The sequence below is a fragment of the Flavobacterium frigoris PS1 genome, from assembly GCF_000252125.1.
In the GTDB taxonomy this organism is placed as follows: domain Bacteria; phylum Bacteroidota; class Bacteroidia; order Flavobacteriales; family Flavobacteriaceae; genus Flavobacterium; species Flavobacterium frigoris_A.
Map to the genome: position 1 here is coordinate 16,622 of NZ_AHKF01000030.1, position 18,315 is coordinate 34,936.

Here is an 18,315-nt window from a genome sequence, read left to right on the forward strand (position 1 = left end):
GTTAGACCTTTTTATCGATTACCCAACGAATTGAATTTTCAAGGTATTTAGGAATTACAAAATGCCTCCACATTCCAGGTTTTTGCTCAAGTAAATAAGCTAAGTTTTCTGCTAACACTGATTTATCTTTATTGGATTTCAACTTCTTCAAAATATCAGCCGCTAGCAAGTGCTTATTAGCAAAAACATCAACATATTTTTTAGAATGCATATCGTTATAAATTCGGGCAATTAATCTGGCATTGTAGTCATCTGCTGTTATAAGCTCATACTCAAATGTATGATTCGCTAATTCAACTCTTAGATTTTTATTGGCTAATTTTTGTGCTTTTGAGGCACGGTCAGATAACTTATTGTATTTGTTTGACAATACTGCCTTAATAAAAACTTCATTGGACTCAAAATCTGTGATTTTTAGATCCTTTGTCACGTCAAAATCCACTATACGATTACTGTGGTCAATTATTTTTAGACCTTTAAGCTCTTTGAAAACTTCAACAGCTTGAGCCTTATTGATTCCCTCACCTTTGCTAATAAAATTTCCAGATTTTATGATACTTTTGTCATCATCAGTGATTAGCGAACAATAAGTCGCCAATCTCTTTTCTTTATCAGGTGCGTTAAAAAGATTGGCAAATGGCTCAAAAGCAACTCCATTGATATTTACTATTTCAATACCATTCTTATCAAGATCATAATCTTTTCCAGTCATTTTAGCAAATACAGGAAGTAATAATGCTTCTGATATACCTTCAACCAATATACACCCGCTTGCGAAAAACAGTTGCGATTTGGTAACGTCTAAAAATTTTCTCAAATAATCTTTGTTCTTGCCTGTAAGGATCGATTTCCTGGTCGTGAAAAAAGATGTTTTATACAATTCATCTTTTTGTAATATCAGTAGATTATCAAGATTTGATTTTGCAGTGATTGTTGGAGAATGTGAAGTTATAAATATTTGCACACCTAAATCTTGTAAAGTATTTAGATAATTAAAAAATGTGTTTTGACGTTGCGGATGTAAATGAGCTTCGGGTTCCTCTATCAATAAAGCATAATAATGTTCAATTTCCTGATCTCTCCTGCTTTTCAGATCCCCTAAAACTGCCGATGCCAATATTATATTATTATCTCCCAATCCATTCTGGCTGATATCAAAATATTTTTGAAGGTGTAAATCAGTACCCAAAACCGCTTGTGAGTAAACAGGTTTCCTTGTAAGGAGCCCCTTAACAATATTGTCATATTTATATTCCAACAGCTTTAAATGGACCTTAGAACTCTTTTTCTTGATATCTGCTTTTTCTAGATGTTCATTTATATAACTTTGTCCTGTACTGATTAAACCAGTCCAGTCATCGTTTTGAAGCACTTTTTCAATTGCTTGTGAAAGCTCGTTTTTTTTGTCATGTGTAAGGCTGACTGTTTTTTTTCCTGCTGGATCAGCTTTCTCATACGAAGTCATATCCCTAAATAAGGAAGTAACTTTATTATTGTTTGCATAAGGCCTTAATTCCTGTTCGGCATTTCTTAATGGTTCCAGATAAGAGTAATATATCTGCTGTAACTCTGCCATATCTACGATAGTATCATGTCCTCCCCATACTTTCCATTTTAATTTTTCATTTCCCCTAATGTCTTTTTCAATATCATAATGAAAATTCAACCTTAAGTTTGGGGATTCTTTCTTTGCTGGGTCTTGCCATAATAGTGAATGAAAAAGATTTCTGTCTTCAGCTTCTTCAATTTTAAACTCTATAGTAAATTCTATAGGTTCAAGGACATCTGAAATAACCAAGTTGTCAATATAAAAATCTTCCGGATTTTTCACACCAATATCTCTCCATTGTCTTCCTAAGCTTAAGCATATCCTGATTGCGTCAATTATGGTCGTTTTTCCTACATTGTTTTCTCCAACAATAATATTTAGTCCTTTATTAAATTCTACTACTAAATACTCAATAGACCTGAATTTTTTAATTGTAAGTTTTTCTATATACATAATCAACAACTGGTTTCTAATTCCTTAATTGATAAATATATAAAATTTATGTCGTTATGAATTTACGAGTTTCCATAATTTGAACTATTAATTCGGTTATCCGTGCTTTACAATGCACTCTTATCATTATTAAAAAGCTGTAAGCTCAACTAGACATTGGTTTAGCAGCCCGATTGGCCTTCTTGAAATTTTATATAAATCCAACCCACAATATAAGATTTTATTCACAAATACATAAGGTAAATACTAAAATTTTCAATTCTAAACGGAATAAAAAGGTAGCCAAGATAGCCCCCGCCGTATGCTGCATGCACATAATGGCTCCGCTTACGCTTCACCACCCTTCTGGACTTACACCACTCCGCATCCTTATAATCGGTCACTTGATTTTTTCTTTCTTTTTTCCGGTTTTCTTTTAAAAACAATTTTTGCAGGGGATTGGAGAAGAAATCAAAACAGTAGTAATCTTAAAAAATTAACATCATGGAAATCACAGGACGCATTACAAAAGATGCAACAGTTAGAAAAGTTAACAAGGACAATGAAGTGGTCAATTTCAGCATCGTCATAAAGACTCCTCACTGTTCTTTGCTCGAATAGACAATCTGATCTAGGCCTTTTACTGCTTCAATGCTTAAAATTACATATTGTGAAGCTTCACCGGAGGCTAACACCAGCTCCAAATGCTGTATAAGCTCAGCGTATTCTTCAATTTCAAGTCTTAGATTAGAATGCTTGGAGAGCCATGTAATTATCTGTTTTTGAGGTGCTGTTTTGAGCCGCTCAGTAATCTCTGATTGATGCAATAAATAAACGTCCGTCAAAAATTTATACCTAATTTATTTAAACTACTGGGAGTAGTTTAAATTAGAAATATTGATCAAATGGAAAATAGCCTAAAATAATTAAGCAATCAGATGAAAACTGTCCCGTAAGGATGCGGCTAATTGTGGTGCGTTCCCGAATGAAAAACAATAAAATGAAACATTTTAAAAACGGAAGCAGCTTCGTTTTTTAACATATAGCCCACGCATACACTCCCATGATCTCCAGCTCTTCTAATTTTATACTCATAACAACACTTCAATTCATACAATACATTTTTTGGGCTCAAATTCAGGCATTTCTTATACTATATTTGTATTTCATTAAAATTTACCCTTATGTCAAAAAAAGGAGGTGATTTAGAAATCCTGGCTCTTGAGTTTCTTGAAAAAATTTTCAAAGAACTAAAATATACCGTTGTCCGAAAACGAATTCAGTTGTCAGGCTCCCAAGATGGTTATGATAATTTAATTGAAATTGTTGATGATAAATATTTCAGTAAATTAATTTATAGTGAATGCAAGGACTATACATCAGAATTGAATTATACTGATGCAATAATTAAAATACCACAGCTTGCCTCCACCCATAAAAATATAGATTTATTCCTCTTTATATCCCCAAAAAAGGATTTCAGTAATATTTTTGAAGAAACCAGAAATAAGCCCTTTCTTGAAGCCTTGGCCAATGGACATTTTAAAGTCGCTGTTTTAAGCCCAGAAAATGATATTGAAAAATACTTCTCCCTATATCCTGAGATCTATAAAAAAGCTTACCAAAAAGAGGCACCAGTTTTCAATGAAAGTGAAAGAGAAGAAATCTTAAACCAATTCGACAAGTTCATTTTCTCCGACAGAAATCTGCAAAAAATAGTCATTGATGAAACTGACAAACACATCTATATCGACAATATTAAAGAAGACCCGTTTCATATTAAAAGAAGTGTAAGGGTCGTTCAAAATAGGGAGTATGAATATTATATGGCGACAACTGACCAGAAAACATTACTCTCTGAGGTTTATGTAAACGACACCGGGGTTATTCTACTGGGAAATCCCGGTTTTGGAAAGACCTCAGAACTAAGACAATTAGCCTCCGAATTATGGCACAGTAGGGACAGATTAAATATTATACCTTTTTTTAAATCTTTAAAAAACTTCACTACCTCTTCCAAAATTGAAAATTTTCTGCCTGACACCTTTAAATTGATTCCTAGACAAATCATAATTTTTGACGGCGTGGATGAAATTGAAAATATTATCGATTTCAGTAATAAGCTCAGGAGCTTTATTAATGATAATAGAGCTTTATTTGATGATAAAAAAATAAGGTTAATCATTAGCTGCCGAACAAATATTTATAAAAAATACATTAAAAACATCAGTGACTTGGGGGTTTACTTCTTAAATGAAATAAATCTATGGACCGGGTTACATTTTCTTGAATCTAAATATGGTCTAAAGGTAGAGGATGATAAAAATTTTGATATTTATAAAAATAAGGATATTTTAGAAAACCCATTTTACCTTGAGCTGATTGGAAATCATTATAAAAAACATAATGTGATCCTGACCAATAAAGCTTTATTGATACGCGAATATGTTAATTCAAGACTTAGTGAGGATAAAGAGAATAAATTCAGCAATTATCCATCATTTGATAAAGACCAAATTATAAGCTATACCAAGAAAATTGCATTCTCTTTCGAAGCCATGCAAAGACCATTTCTGACTGCTTCTGAAATAAAAAAGGCAGCGCAGGTCGATGAAGTAAATCTTGCAAAAAACCCTTTCCTGGAAGAAAATATGGCCGATAATTGGAGTTTTGTCCTTAAAAACATCCAAGAGTATTTTGTGGCCAGTATTCTATCCGAGCTAACTTTTCAAGAGATAATAAACCTGATTCGAATAGATATTCATACAAACAAAGTCCATCCTACCTGGCATAATGTAGTTACTTTTTTACTGAACCTTATAGAAGACCAAGCGATACATGATTCTTTAGTGGACTGGATGGTTGACAACGATTATGAACTGCTCTTTAATGCCGATTCAGACAGAATAACCGATGAGATAAAATCTAAGGTTTTAAAGAAACTATTCACCAAGGACTGCATAGAAGATAATCTGTGGATTAACGACTCAAACAGTATTGCATCTTTCAGCCAATGTAATAATAATATAGAGTACTTGCTTTCTCAATCCAAGGATATCTCCATTCACAGAAGAGCAAGAATGTCTGCTATGAAAATCCTGTCCTATATGAATATTCCTCCAGAATTTTCAGATCAGATAAGAGCACTAACTCTTGATATTATTAATCAGGCTGATTTTGCCGATGAGCATTATGTGCATCTTATACAGGATGCCATGATGCTTTGCAAGAGCATGGATTTAAATGAAGATATATTATTTTTCAACCAGATCATTGAATTGCTTAAAGACAGAGATGAAAGAGAAATTATCAGCTCAATTATCTCTTTTGCACCTATTCAATCTACTATTGATAATATTGATTATTTTCTGGACATTTTAGATAAAACCATTGGAAATAAAAAATGGAATTCTGTTCCAAAATACAATTCGGTAAGTTCTACCAAAGACAGAATTTTTACATTATTTGCAAAAATCACCGATGGATCAATTTTGCTTAAAATTTACAGCTTTGCTATTGAAAGGCAAAAAAATTACCAATTTAGGGACAGTTTAGTAAAAGAGTTTCTGGCTCATCTAAAAGTTTTTTTCTCTTCTAACAAGCAATATAATCATGATTTGATTAAGATAATTTCAAATGTTGTGATCGAGGATGCAGCAAATTATTATGATGATCAGCTGCTTTTGGAAGTTGTCCGATCTTGTAATATTGAGAGGCAGGTGTTTGATATTGTACTTGAATCAATTAGTGGAAACTCTGACCGCAAACATTTTTTAGCTGAGATTACTGCACAAATTGATTTTGATAAAATTCGCCAAAAATACAATGAAGGAACTCTTAACCAAGAGTTCATGAATCAGTTTAGAAACGTATTGAGTCACAGAAATTTCACCATAAGCAAAGAGCTTGAAACTTATATAGAATTAAGGACTGATTTCATCTTTGAAGACAAATTTAGCCAGCAGCAGCTTCAGGATAGAAATGATTTTTTTGCCACAAAAGAGCAAAAGAATTTTGATATCTTATTTGATCAACAGGAAATTGTAAATCAGATTATAATATTATACCAATACCTGGACAAGGAAGATTTAAGCTTCGAAGATCTTGATAAATTTTATTACAAATATTACCGGGATCATGAACTTCAAAAAAAGGTTACAGAGAATGCAAGAAGTCTTTTGTATGAAATTCTGAGAAATAATTATCCTGAGAGTAAAAAACTAAACAAAGCTGATCTGCATAAGGAAGTACTGAATTCAAGCCTTGATATTATGTACGATATTTTAAACAGCCTTCCCAAAGACAAAAAAACCGCCAAAATTGAAATCTCTGAACACCAAAAACAATTCATCAAAGAGTGGTGTGACCAGATGACGCCAACAGCCAAAGATTTTTATTTAAATGAGCTCGCTCTAGGGAATGATTACTACTACAATGACAAGTATTATCTCTTTGAGTCTATCTATAAATTTCAGAAGTTTTTTCATTTCTATTTAGATCAGCAGATGCTGTTGGACATGTTATGGTTCAATTCACTCGAGGAAGGCATTAAAACAGATTATCTGAAAGGTATTGTTCCCATTGAAAAGGTGAATGAGCGTATTGTAAATAATCTCCAGCATGCCAAACTCTCAGCGCAGAATTTCTGCAATCATTTAAAATACTGTCGAGAAAATAATATTAGCATAACTAATCTTAACCTGGATCTAAAATCAAAAATATATGAGTTTTTAAGCAGCGGCAATTACCATTATACCGGGGAAATAATAGAAAATTTTTTCTATAAGGATTTAGAATCGCTACAAGAATTTTTAAATTATAAACTTGAAAACAACGGAGAATCTACCCGTTTCCTATTTGATTGTATTACGCCGCTGCTGACAAAAGAGAACAGAGAGGACATTGCTTTAGACTTTTTAACCCAAAATTACTCCAGTTTAATTACTTATGATATATTTACAGAAAAGGAAATCATAAGAAATCTGATCAGCTTAAATTATCAGGATGCCTTTGAGAAATATTACATCATCGTAGAAAATCAGATTCAAAATGATCTAAAAGGAGAATTTGTTTTTAGAAATCAGGAATGGTTAAAATTCACCCAGGCAAATGCATTAAAAATGCTTGTGAACACTTTTGATTTGTGCCTGTCAACCCCAAATCTCCAAGCATTATTCGGGGATCATTATTCCCCAGTTAGAATTTGCGTTGAAACAATTATAAGCGTTTGCAAAGCAAATGATGAGCTAACCTGCGCAAAAACCTTACAACTACTTAATGACATAGATTCTGAAAAACTGGAATCTCAAAATTTGGACTTATTTTATTTAAACAAACTAAAAAACGATATTCAGGAGATATATTATAACCATAAATCAAAACCTTATAAAATGATACAAGTGTTAAAGATATTGGATGATAATAAATATTTATTTTTAATCTAAAATAGTCACACAGTCAAAATAATCCAATCAATTTTAAATTGATTATTATTAAAAAAAAATTAAATTTTAAATTATGAAGACAACTATATGGCTGTATGGTCAATTATTTTCGCTGGATTGGCCAGGGCAATTTTCAACTAAAAGAAGGGTTGCCTCGCTTACCAATAAATATATTTTTGAATTGAATAAATTAGATATCAAGGCAGAGGTGAGCTTTTTGATAGATGCAGAAAATGGTGCAAAAGCAGATGAAAAAGATTTGGAATTTGTGGTAACTGCCGAAAACAAAACTGATGAAAATAAAATTTGGGATGTTATTGTCAAAGTAAAAAACAAGCTTGATTACTAAATGCTTAAATTTACAATAGAATTTGGCAAGTTATGAAACAATACAGTTTTGAAGATTCGAATCTACCAAAGGTTAATGCCAATGAAAATCTGGAAACGATTTCCAATAATTTTTTCAGGTCACTTTTTTGCACTGATAAATTTGAAATACGCTCTGAAACCAAAAGGGACAAAGGAATTGATTTTCATATTGAACTTAAAAAAGAAAATACCCCCGGTAATTGGGTTTATACCAATTATAGATTTGCCGTGCAGCTTAAAGCAACTGAATCTGTAAAAGCAAATAAGGACGAAAGTTTCACCCTTCAGATTGATTCTTCAAATATCAATTATCTACTCAATAATGGATTGCCAGCTTTTTATGTATTATATCATAAACCGACACAATCTTTTTACTTTGAAAATGTTAGTATTTTTCTTGCTGTGCTTCATCAAAAAGAACCCGACTGGAGCAAAAAAGAAAAACATGCGTTACGGTTTTCAAAAATACTTGATGATGACGCGATTGAAGCTATTTATCAACAAACATTCGCAAACGGAATTTTGCTTCGCCGAATAAACCAGTATCAAAAAATACCATCTCCGGCAGACAAATTGCAGGGAATACTTATTGACCACAATAATGAAGTTTACAGCGTTGCCGAAAATATCGAATATATTGACCAATTTGGGGCTGATCTAATCAACAACCATTATTTTAATTATATAATTGAAATTGAACAAAGGACACATCCCCGTAATAATGCGACGCTAAGATTCAATCTCTACAGTGGTATTGCTTATTTTCATCGTGGGAACATATACAAGGCAATGGATCTCTTGAAAATCGCCGAAAAGCACTCCGACAACTTCGACAGTGGAATGCAGGCCGCACTGGAATATACCTTACTAAACGGCAAGTACCTTCTAGGCATTATAACCAAAGAGGAATATGACACTGAAATTCAGAAAATAAATGACCGAAAAGAAACAGGAACTTATTTTCAGAAAGAAAAAGCTTTTTACGAACTCTCTAGTAATAAATCAAATACTTCAGAAGGTCTTGCTACTGTCTACGATACTGTGAAAAATATTCTGGAATATGAGAAAAATAATCAAATCAGAATCATTGCATATAACAAAATTATTTCTGCAGAGTCTACTATCTTGTTCCATGATTTAAATTCAAATTTCAGTTATTTTATCGGAAGGATAAAGAGTCCCTTAAAAACCAGAACCTATCTTGAATGGCTTGAGCTGGAGGGTAAATTTTTGAGACAAATAGACAGCCTTGCTGAATCAGCTCATAAATGTAATTTCCAAATTGGCATCGCTAATTTAATAATCGTAAGGATTAAGTGGAATTATGAAAAAGCCCTCCATACGCACTACTTGTCAAATTGGAATAAAAGATCATTTGATCTCAGCAAGGCTCTTGACGAGAAAACCCGTAAACAGCTAATCTTCGATTGCCAACAGCTAGATAAAATAGCAGAGTCTTATGATGCTATTGAGTTTCGGGAAAATATGCTTTCTTGTTATATTCTTGAATATCAAATCCTTCATTTTCTTCAAAGAGATGAGCAGGCAGCAGATTTATGTACAAAAATACTTAATTTCACAAATGCGTATGAATTTGCAGGTTTACAAAAGGAATATGAATTAATATTCACAGGCAATACCGCTCATCAGCAATTTGTCAATAAATATACAACGCATATCAACCAAATTCAAGATACTACAAGTAGAAATGGTATTGATATATACAGTCCATTGGACGAGAATTTTAATTTTGATCCTACCTGGTCAATCAAAGATTTTTTTGAATTCAGCTTTCCAGAAGTTTCTTTATAATCCAAATAATTAACACAAATTTCAACCCAAGAAAACAAGCCATGTAAGCCTTTAAAGGCTTACATGGCTTGTTTTCTTGGGTTAGGGTTTGTTGCTCAAGCGCCCGTACCGCTTGAGCAAAGGTAATCTTTTTATATTTAGAAATATACCCCATTACATTAAAAATCAATACATTAAATTCCAATCTATAACTAGATGTTTTTTTGATCTAATCAAACCTAAAATAATTAATATTTATATAAATATTCTTCATGATTTAGATTTACTAATTTCAGCACTATCGAATTTACTAATTTAAACACAGTGGATTTACTAATTTTATCACGTTTATGTTTACTAATTTTAGTACATTTGCATATACTAATTTTATCACGTATCCACGCATGCAAATTTCTAAGTAAAATTATAGTATGGTTAACAATAATATAATTAAAAATGGCAACACCAAAAGAAAGATTTGTAGAAGCACTTACTTTTCTTAAAGACATACAAGAGAAGAACATTGTGGGAATACATACCGAAGATATCCCTAATGCAAAATATCGACAGCTGCTGGTAAAAAATGGTTTTATTCGAGAGGTTTCTAAAGGCTGGTACATTGCAACAGACCCAAGTGAAAAAGAAGGGGAAACAACTGCCTGGTTTAGTTCATACTGGGATTTTATTTCTCAATTTCTTAATAAAAAATATGGGGAGAACTGGTGTATGTCTGCTGATCAATCACTGCTTATACATTCTGGAAACTGGTCAGTCCCACAGCAATTAATTGTACGCTCCCCCGAAGGCAACAACAAACCAACCCCATTGCCATACAATACATCACTTTTCAATCTAAAGACTACTATAGCATTACCCGATCAAATTGAGATACAAAGAGGTATAAAAATGTACAATCTGCAGAGTGCTCTTATCTATAGCAGCCCTTCTTTGTATACTCATAATGCAATTGATGCCCGTACGACACTTTCAATGATCAGGGATGCCTCTGAGTTATTGCCAATATTGTTGGAGAATGGGCATACCACACTCGCTGGACGTTTAGCCGGTGCATTTCGCAATATACATCGTGATAGAATAGCAGATCAGATTATTGAAACATTCAAGATAGCAGATTACGATATTCGCGAAGAAGACCCATTTAACAATCAACTTGATATCAAATTATCTCCGCGCGAGCGATCTCCATATGCAAACCGAATTCGCTTAATGTGGATGCAGATGCGCAAAGATATTATAAATAACTTTCCTGCCCAGCCCGGACTACCCAAAGACACTAATTCATATCTTAAAGAAATTGATGATATTTTTATTACTGATGCTTATCATTCATTATCTATTGAACGCTATCGTGTAACTCCGGAATTAATTGCCAAAGTGAGCAGTGGCAGATGGGACGCAAAAGAAAATGAGGAGGATCAAAAACAAAGGGATGCTATGGCTGCTAGAGGTTATTATCAAGCATTTACGCAAGTTAAAGAGACAATTAAAGAAATCTTAAAGGGAGCAAACCCTGGCATCGAAGTAGACAAAGATCATTCCAAATGGTACAGAGAACTATTTGATCCAAGTGTAGCAGCTGGCATATTAAAAGCATCGGATCTGGCCGGATATCGAAATCATCAAGTCTATATTGGCAACTCTAAACACACACCGCTTAACGTCGAGGCTATGCGTGATACTATGCCAATTCTTTTTGAATTGCTTGAACAAGAAAGTGAAGCCTCGGTACGTGCTGTTTTAGGACATTTCATATTTGTATTTATTCATCCCTATATGGATGGAAATGGACGAATGGGACGTTTTCTTTTAAATGCTATGCTGGCATCCGGTGGATATCCATGGACAGTAATACCTGTTGAAAAAAGGGACGAATACATGCAGGCACTGGAAAAAGCCAGCGTAGATCAGAATATTATTCCATTTGCAGCATTCCTTGGATATCTGGTAAATGAAACACTAAAAGGAAAAGCAGTAGCTGAATTACCCCCTTCCATATAAAAAATCCAATAAAACCAACCAATTCATTTGTCGTGCTTTTATTAGTAATATCTTGTAAGTTCTAAACATAAATCAATATTGGCCTCCACTTTTGCAAGTTAGTTTAGTAAATATATATTATAAAAATATGAAAGAAGAAAACGATCTATAGTAAAGTATGTAAAAGGGAAATCCCAGTTAATAAACAAGGTAAACGCATTTATTTTTACAGACATGAGTTAATGAAATGGATTAAGTCTGGTCGAGTAAAAACTTATTTCGAAATCCAAAATGATATTGAAAAGAGGTCACAAATCTAAAGTTAATACTAGATTTTTGACCTCTTTACTTTTTAAATCTAATCTCTAAGTATTCCCATCATACAAGACTTAGTTTTTTTATGTAAGTGATATAATCAACATTCAAAGTTTATAACTATTTTTGCATAAACAACTCCCATGAGTTATGTTATCTTGATAAGGATACTTTGTTTTGTTTTGCGATAATGTGTTTTAAATTGTACCATAATTGTACCACTAAAGTTTAGAGCCCTATTAAAGTAAGGAAAGTTATTTTCTGTATTGGAAAGTAAAATAATATTCATTTTTACACTTCTACTCTAGAACTTTAACACCTAATATTACCTTAAATATTGTAAACAACAATGATGACAATCGAAGACTTAGTTGGTAGCTACTCCATTGAAGGAAGTAATCAAGATGCTGTTGACGAACTTAGTTACAAAGGTACACTCAGCTTATCCCTAGATTTAAACAATCGCATTATAGCCCATTGGCTAATCAGTAATCAGGTACAAAATGGTAGTGGATTTTTCAAAGACAATATCCTAGTTATTAATTTCAACTATCGCAGCGAAGACAATTCTATTTACAAAGGTGTCGCCGTTTACAAATGTATCAACAAAGACGTTCTAGATGGATTTTGGTCTGAAAAACACGGAAACCCCCTGTACTTAGGAAGTGAACGTTGTTTTAGAATAGGCTCCAAAGAACTTTTGAACTAATTTTTTGGCTGTCAGGGCAGGCTATACACTGCAAGTCCGCAGCAAGCAGTCCATAAAACATAAGCCCGAAACGAGCTCCCTTTGGTTGCTGTTTCGGGCTTTGTTTCACAAAAGCCTGCATCCCTGGCGGGCTTTCCGTTACTATCCTTGACATAAGATGGCGTTGTTATCTACCCGTTTAACAAATTAACACATAACTATATAACAACCAATTGTTTAAACTATTTTTTTCACTATCTTCAAGATATGAAAAAACACTTCAATATTATTATCGCTGGTGCAGGCGGCATTGCCGAAGCCGTCGGCTTGCTGTTGATGGAATGGAGCGAGGTTACCCCCAGCCTCTTCATTGGTAACCGAACGCTTTCTAATGCACAAAAAGTGGCTCAATGGATTGAAGAAGGCAGCACTAAAAAGTGCGAAATAAAAGCCTTCCATCTTCCGGAAAATGGAATTACTGACGAAATGCAGGAGCTTTTCTTTAAAGGCGATATCATTCTGGACTGCCTTCCCGGTAGTCAAGCCCCAAAAATGGCTCAATTTGCCAAGGATTTTGCCATGCATTACGCCAATCTAACCGAATATGTGGCTGAAACTGAAAGAATAATGACATTGGCCTCTGACGCAAAAACCGGTTTCATACTTCAGACTGGCCTAGCGCCAGGCTACATTGACTTACTTGCCCACGGACTATTTCAGGAATTTTGCAATGACTTTGATGTACATAAAGTAGACAAATTAGAATTTAAAGTAGGTGCATTGACAAACCATGCTGTTGCACCACACTATTATGGATTTACTTGGAGCCCGGTAGGTGTAGCAACGGAATACCTCAAAGATGCCATAGTCCTTCGCGATTATAAAAAAACATCCTTAGCTGCTTTGTCGGAAAGAGCTACCATCATTATTGACGGTATAGCATTTGATGAGGACCTTACTTCAGGAGGTGCAGCTGATTTACCAGATGCACTGTCTGGAAAAGTACGTTCACTCGATTATAAAACCTTGCGCCATCCAGGACATTATGCTTGGGTAGAGGAACAACTTAGCGAATTGAAAAATCCGATTAACGCCATTCACGATCTCCAAGCAAAAATGCAAGCCATAATACCTCATATAGAAGATGACCAAATTGTATTGTATGCAGCAGTCGAAGGAAAAGACGCGACGGGAATATTACGCAGACGAGAAGTTGCCAAGCGTATTCTTCCTTTGAAAGTAGGAAATCAACTATTGAGAGCTATACAAACAACCACAGCTGCTCCCTTGGCCCAAGCAGCCCAACTCCTACTCGAAAACCCACATAGGGGCCTGCTATTACAAAGCCAACTAGATCCTAAGAAATTTCTAAACGGAATTTATGTTTCAAGGGTATACGGCTAATGTATATGCAACAGAAACACAGCAATCACTTTCAAAAATCATATTAATCAAAAACAGCTTTCTAATCAACTAACGAATCTACCTTTATAAATTTCAAACAATTTTATTCTATTTATTGTATTTAAATCACTATTTTTTCGGAAAATTTCGCAATACTTTTGCATACAAAATAGTAGCATAGAAATGAAAACCTATTACATTAACAACGGTAATGATAACGCTGGCCCTTTTACGCTTGAGGAGTTAAAAAACCAACAAATAAAGAAAAATACATTAGTCTGGCACCAAGGCATGGACGAATGGAAACATGCAGTGGACTTAGTAGAATTTGTCCCGTTTTTTAGAGCAGCTATACCTACTATAAAACAACCTACTCCCGCTCCAAAAGCGGAAGAAACAAAATCTAACCAAACTATTTTTGGACTCAAGAAAAGTTACTTCTTTTTAGCTCTAGGCTTTTTAGCAATAATGATGACTGTTATAGCGCTTGATATTATTCAGAGTAATAAAAGAAATGATTTGGACTTAAAAAATAAGCAAACGGAGTTCGGTAACGTGCAAGTGGAATTAGAACAGAAAGAATCCAACGAACAACGCATTCAACAAGAGATACAAAAAAGAATAGCATCTGAAAACAATAGTAAAAGAAGAAAAGATTCAATTACTGTTCGTCTTTCTGAAATCAAAGATTTTCTTATTGAAGATAAAAATCAGTTAGCTGAAGCAAAAAATAACTTATCCGCTCTCGAAAACTTTCAACAATTACAATCAGAAAGCAGCCAGGAAGAACAGGTTCGCCTAGCCCAAAATGACATTGCAAATTGGAAAAGGGAAATTGATCAGCTAGAAAACGAAGCCAATAGATTGTATCTAGAGCTAGAAGCAATACATTAAATATTTTTTAAAAGACACTAATCACATTTTAACCAGCCCGTAATACTCATTCGGGTGTTATTGGTCACTAAAACTTCATGAAGTAATTCATCACTTTTAAAGAAAACTGTTTTCCCTTGTATTGGTGTGATTTTCTGATTGTGATTTTCTTGGTGAATTAACAGTTCTCCACCATCACTGGGTTGCCAATTACTATTTAAATAACTAATCATCGAATATTTACGACTGGGGTTATTTTGAAATTGATCAAAATGTTGCAAATAGAAGTCTCCTTTTTCATATAGTGAATAATGAAACTCGTATCCTGTAATTCCAGCAAAGCAACTCTCATTTAAATAACTGATAAATGCTTCTATTTGATCAAAAAAGGCATTTTCAAAGACATTATTGTTCTTTCTATCAAGCCAATATATAGAATCACTACGAACCGCACTATCATAAACAATAGCTTCTGAATTTCCTGTTCCGGCAAAAATCAATAAATCTTGTTGGTTTAAGGCTAATAAATTTTGTTTTAAGTGGTTCGCCAAATCATCACTTAAAAAATTTTCAGATATACCTACTTTATTATCAATATAAGTGGTAATCAAAGCTTCAAAGCTATTTTCCATTAGTTTTAATCAACCGCAAGGACGGATAATCTTTGTAAGGTAGTATATATTCCATCACATATAACATGCTGATAGCATTATAGCTATAATAAAAAATAGCGCTTAGAAAATATTTTCTAAGCGCTATTACATAACTAATCGTTTATTTTAAAGCTTACTAATATAGCTACCGTATATATCCTTGAACTGATATCCTTCGGATATACGATCTTTACTCAACTTATTGTACTCTACTAAAGCCCAAAGAATAAATTCCTTCATAAAAAATTTATCTTCGTTAGCTAATTCAGGTTGGTATTTTTTAATCAAAATCTCGAGTGGCACAATAGCACCCAAAATTCTTTGGTAGTCTTCATCACTGGCATCATCTAATAATTCAAAACCGCTTTCGGCAAAAAACCATTCGATCAAATCTGTATACTCTGTCGTTTCATTTGGCTTTTCCAATTTTTCGATTTTTGGAAAATAACCTGGGAAAAAAGTATGAATGGCAGATCCCAGTAGGTTTTGAGCCACGGCAGCAGCTCCCTCCTGCTCTCCTTCGTAAACTAATTCTACTTTACCGGTTATGGATGGAATAATACCCATAAAATCTGATAATCGCACGGTAGTCTTATCATCTCCAGATCTCAATGCTCGTCTTTCGGCTGTACTCAATAAATTCTCAAAAGCAGTAATGCTCAACCTCGCACTCACCCCACTTTTATTATCAATATATTCGCTATCACGAGCTTCAAAACTGATTTGTTCTAATAAATCTCTGGCTAATGAAGGTACGTGAACCATATCATTTTGTGATGCGTCCAGCTTAGCTTCTTGCTCTGTTATCGTTCTTGCAATTTTTATCGTTTCAGGATAGTGTGTCAATATTTGCGAACCTATACGGTCTTTAAGTGGTGTCACAATACTTCCTCGATTTGTATAATCTTCTGGATTTGCTGTAAAGATGAACTGCATATCTAGTGGCATGCGCAATTTAAAACCACGTATTTGAATATCGCCTTCCTGCAATATATTAAACAAGGCCACTTGAATACGGGCTTGTAAATCTGGTAGTTCATTAATCACAAAAATGCAGCGATTTGCCCTTGGGATCATCCCAAAATGAATAACACGATCATCTGCATACGATAACTTTAAATTTGCAGCTTTTATCGGGTCAACATCTCCTATTAAATCTGCTACAGTAACATCTGGTGTAGCTAGTTTTTCTGAAAAACGTTCGCTTCTGTGCAACCAGGAAATTGGAGTCGCATCCCCATGGATTGCAATTAAATCTTTTGCAAAACGAGAAATAGGATTTAAAGGATCATCATTAATCTCTGAACCTGTAACAAACGGAATGTATTCGTCTAATAAATCAACCATTTTACGTGCTAATCTCGTTTTGGCTTGACCACGAAGACCTAATAAATTTATATTATGACGAGACAAAATAGCGCGTTCCATCTCTGGAATAACGGTATTCTCAAAACCGTGAACCCCTTCAAAAGCAGGTTTTCCTGATTTAATTCTATCTCTTAAATTATTCCTTAATTCATCCTTGATACTTTTGCTTTCGTATCCTGATGCTTTTAGTTCACCTAAAGTATTTATATTTTCTATTTTCATCTTTTCAATTGTCTTTCTATCTTGTTTCTTTTCTCTTTATTCTATTCTCCCCTTTCTTTCAAACCTACTTCACCCTTTTCTTTCTATTCGTCTCATAATCCTCGAAAATCATTTCGCCCAAGCCCTTAAGCCCTGTATAAAATGCTTTCCCTTGATTGGCTTCGGTGAATTTATTGACAAATTGTTGCAAATAAGGATCATTAGCAATCATAAAGGTGGTAATAGGGATATGCAGTTTGCGAGCTTGTTGCGCTTGACTGTAGCATTTATCAACAATGTACTCATCAAGACCATTACTGTTCATATAATAAGAACCGTCACGTTCTCTTACGCAACTTGGTTTCCCATCAGTAATCATAAATATTTGCTTGTTGGTATTCCTTTTTCTACGCAATAAATCCATCGCCAGCTGTAAACCAGCAACAGTATTGGTATGGAAGGGACCTACTTTTAGATATGGCAAATCTTTGATTGCAATAGTCCAGGCATCATTTCCAAACACTAAAATATCTAAAGTGTCTTTTGGATAACGTGTCGTAATCAACTCTGCAAGAGCCATTGCTACTTTTTTAGCAGGAGTTATTCTGTCTTCTCCGTACAAAATCATACTGTGACTGATGTCAATCATCAATACAGTACTCATTTGCGATTTGTATTGGGTTTCCTCCACAACCAAATCATTCTCTGTCAACATGAAATCTTCCATCCCATTATTAATTTGGGCATTTCGCAAACTCTCCGTCAAAGAAATTCGCTCTAAACCATCCCCAAAATGAAATTCTCGAAATTCACCAGTATGCTCATCTCCGTTTCCAGAATGCTTGGTTTTATGATTACCGCTTCCAGAACGTTTTAAATTTCCAAAAATTTGGTCTAAAGCTTGTTGTCTGATAGCCCGCTCCGTTTTTGCCGTAATGCCAAGTCCTGATGTTCCATCTTCTTTGAGCTCATCGCGGATGTAGCCTTTTTTCTTTAAATCCTCGATAAAATCATCAATTGTGTAGTGTTCATCGGTGAGTTTATATTCCTTGTCTAGTTCGCGCAGCCAATCTATTGCTTCGTCAAAATCTCCCGAAGTGTGCGTAATTAACTCCTTGAAAATTCCAAAGAGTTTATCAAACGGAGATTGATTTGGAGCCTCATATTGCTTGAAATAAAAACCTTTTTTATTATCATTTTCCATAGACCTTAAAATTACATCATTTTAAA

Annotated in this window: 12 protein-coding genes; 8 read left to right on the plus strand and 4 right to left on the minus strand. The window is 34.0% G+C overall.

The window, feature by feature from the left end; translation table 11 throughout:
* Nucleotide 1: 1 nt before the first annotated feature.
* On the minus strand, nt 2–2,002 hold the full coding sequence (locus tag HJ01_RS15850; RefSeq protein ID WP_050855249.1) for an ATP-dependent nuclease: 2,001 nt from the start codon (nt 2,000–2,002) through the stop codon (nt 2–4).
* 1,163 nt (nt 2,003–3,165) lie between these two features.
* Between HJ01_RS15850 and HJ01_RS15860 the strand changes: the two genes are divergently transcribed.
* From HJ01_RS15860 to HJ01_RS15895, 8 genes are all read left to right on the plus strand, one after another.
* Nucleotides 3,166–7,425: an NACHT domain-containing protein gene (locus HJ01_RS15860; RefSeq protein ID WP_007139514.1), complete on the plus strand. Its 4,260-nt coding sequence runs from the start codon at nt 3,166–3,168 to the stop codon at nt 7,423–7,425.
* Nucleotides 7,426–7,498: 73 nt separating this feature from the next.
* Entirely contained in the window at nt 7,499–7,774 is a 276-nt protein-coding gene (locus HJ01_RS15865) for a hypothetical protein (RefSeq protein WP_007139515.1), read from the plus strand.
* A 32-nt stretch (nt 7,775–7,806) separates the two neighbouring features.
* Nucleotides 7,807–9,606 (plus strand): DUF4365 domain-containing protein, encoded by a 1,800-nt coding sequence (locus HJ01_RS15870; protein WP_007139516.1) that lies wholly within the window; start codon nt 7,807–7,809, stop codon nt 9,604–9,606.
* 435 nt (nt 9,607–10,041) lie between these two features.
* A complete protein-coding gene (locus tag HJ01_RS15880; RefSeq protein WP_007139518.1) occupies nt 10,042–11,604 on the plus strand; it encodes a Fic family protein in 1,563 nt (520 codons plus the stop codon).
* Between the two features lie 143 nt (nt 11,605–11,747).
* Complete coding sequence (locus tag HJ01_RS18080) at nt 11,748–11,903, plus strand: hypothetical protein (protein WP_410500981.1); 156 nt, start codon at nt 11,748–11,750, stop codon at nt 11,901–11,903.
* Between the two features lie 347 nt (nt 11,904–12,250).
* Complete coding sequence (locus HJ01_RS15885) at nt 12,251–12,607, plus strand: hypothetical protein (RefSeq protein WP_007139519.1); 357 nt, start codon at nt 12,251–12,253, stop codon at nt 12,605–12,607.
* Between the two features lie 246 nt (nt 12,608–12,853).
* Nucleotides 12,854–13,990 carry a saccharopine dehydrogenase family protein gene (locus tag HJ01_RS15890; RefSeq protein WP_007139520.1) on the plus strand — a complete coding sequence of 379 codons (1,137 nt, stop codon included), beginning with the start codon at nt 12,854–12,856 and terminating at the stop codon, nt 13,988–13,990.
* A 183-nt stretch (nt 13,991–14,173) separates the two neighbouring features.
* Complete coding sequence (locus HJ01_RS15895; protein ID WP_007139521.1) at nt 14,174–14,884, plus strand: DUF4339 domain-containing protein; 711 nt, start codon at nt 14,174–14,176, stop codon at nt 14,882–14,884.
* Between the two features lie 17 nt (nt 14,885–14,901).
* Here HJ01_RS15895 and HJ01_RS15900 read toward each other — a convergent pair whose 3' ends face one another.
* From HJ01_RS15900 to HJ01_RS15910, 3 genes are all read right to left on the minus strand, one after another.
* Complete coding sequence (locus tag HJ01_RS15900) at nt 14,902–15,495, minus strand: 2OG-Fe(II) oxygenase (protein ID WP_007139522.1); 594 nt, start codon at nt 15,493–15,495, stop codon at nt 14,902–14,904.
* Between the two features lie 147 nt (nt 15,496–15,642).
* Nucleotides 15,643–17,106 carry a sigma 54-interacting transcriptional regulator gene (locus HJ01_RS15905; RefSeq protein ID WP_007139523.1) on the minus strand — a complete coding sequence of 488 codons (1,464 nt, stop codon included), beginning with the start codon at nt 17,104–17,106 and terminating at the stop codon, nt 15,643–15,645.
* 64 nt (nt 17,107–17,170) lie between these two features.
* The gene (locus HJ01_RS15910) at nt 17,171–18,289 is read right to left on the minus strand and encodes a vWA domain-containing protein (RefSeq protein ID WP_007139524.1); all 1,119 of its coding nucleotides are present in this window, start codon (nt 18,287–18,289) and stop codon (nt 17,171–17,173) included.
* Between the last annotated feature and the right edge of the window lie 26 nt (nt 18,290–18,315).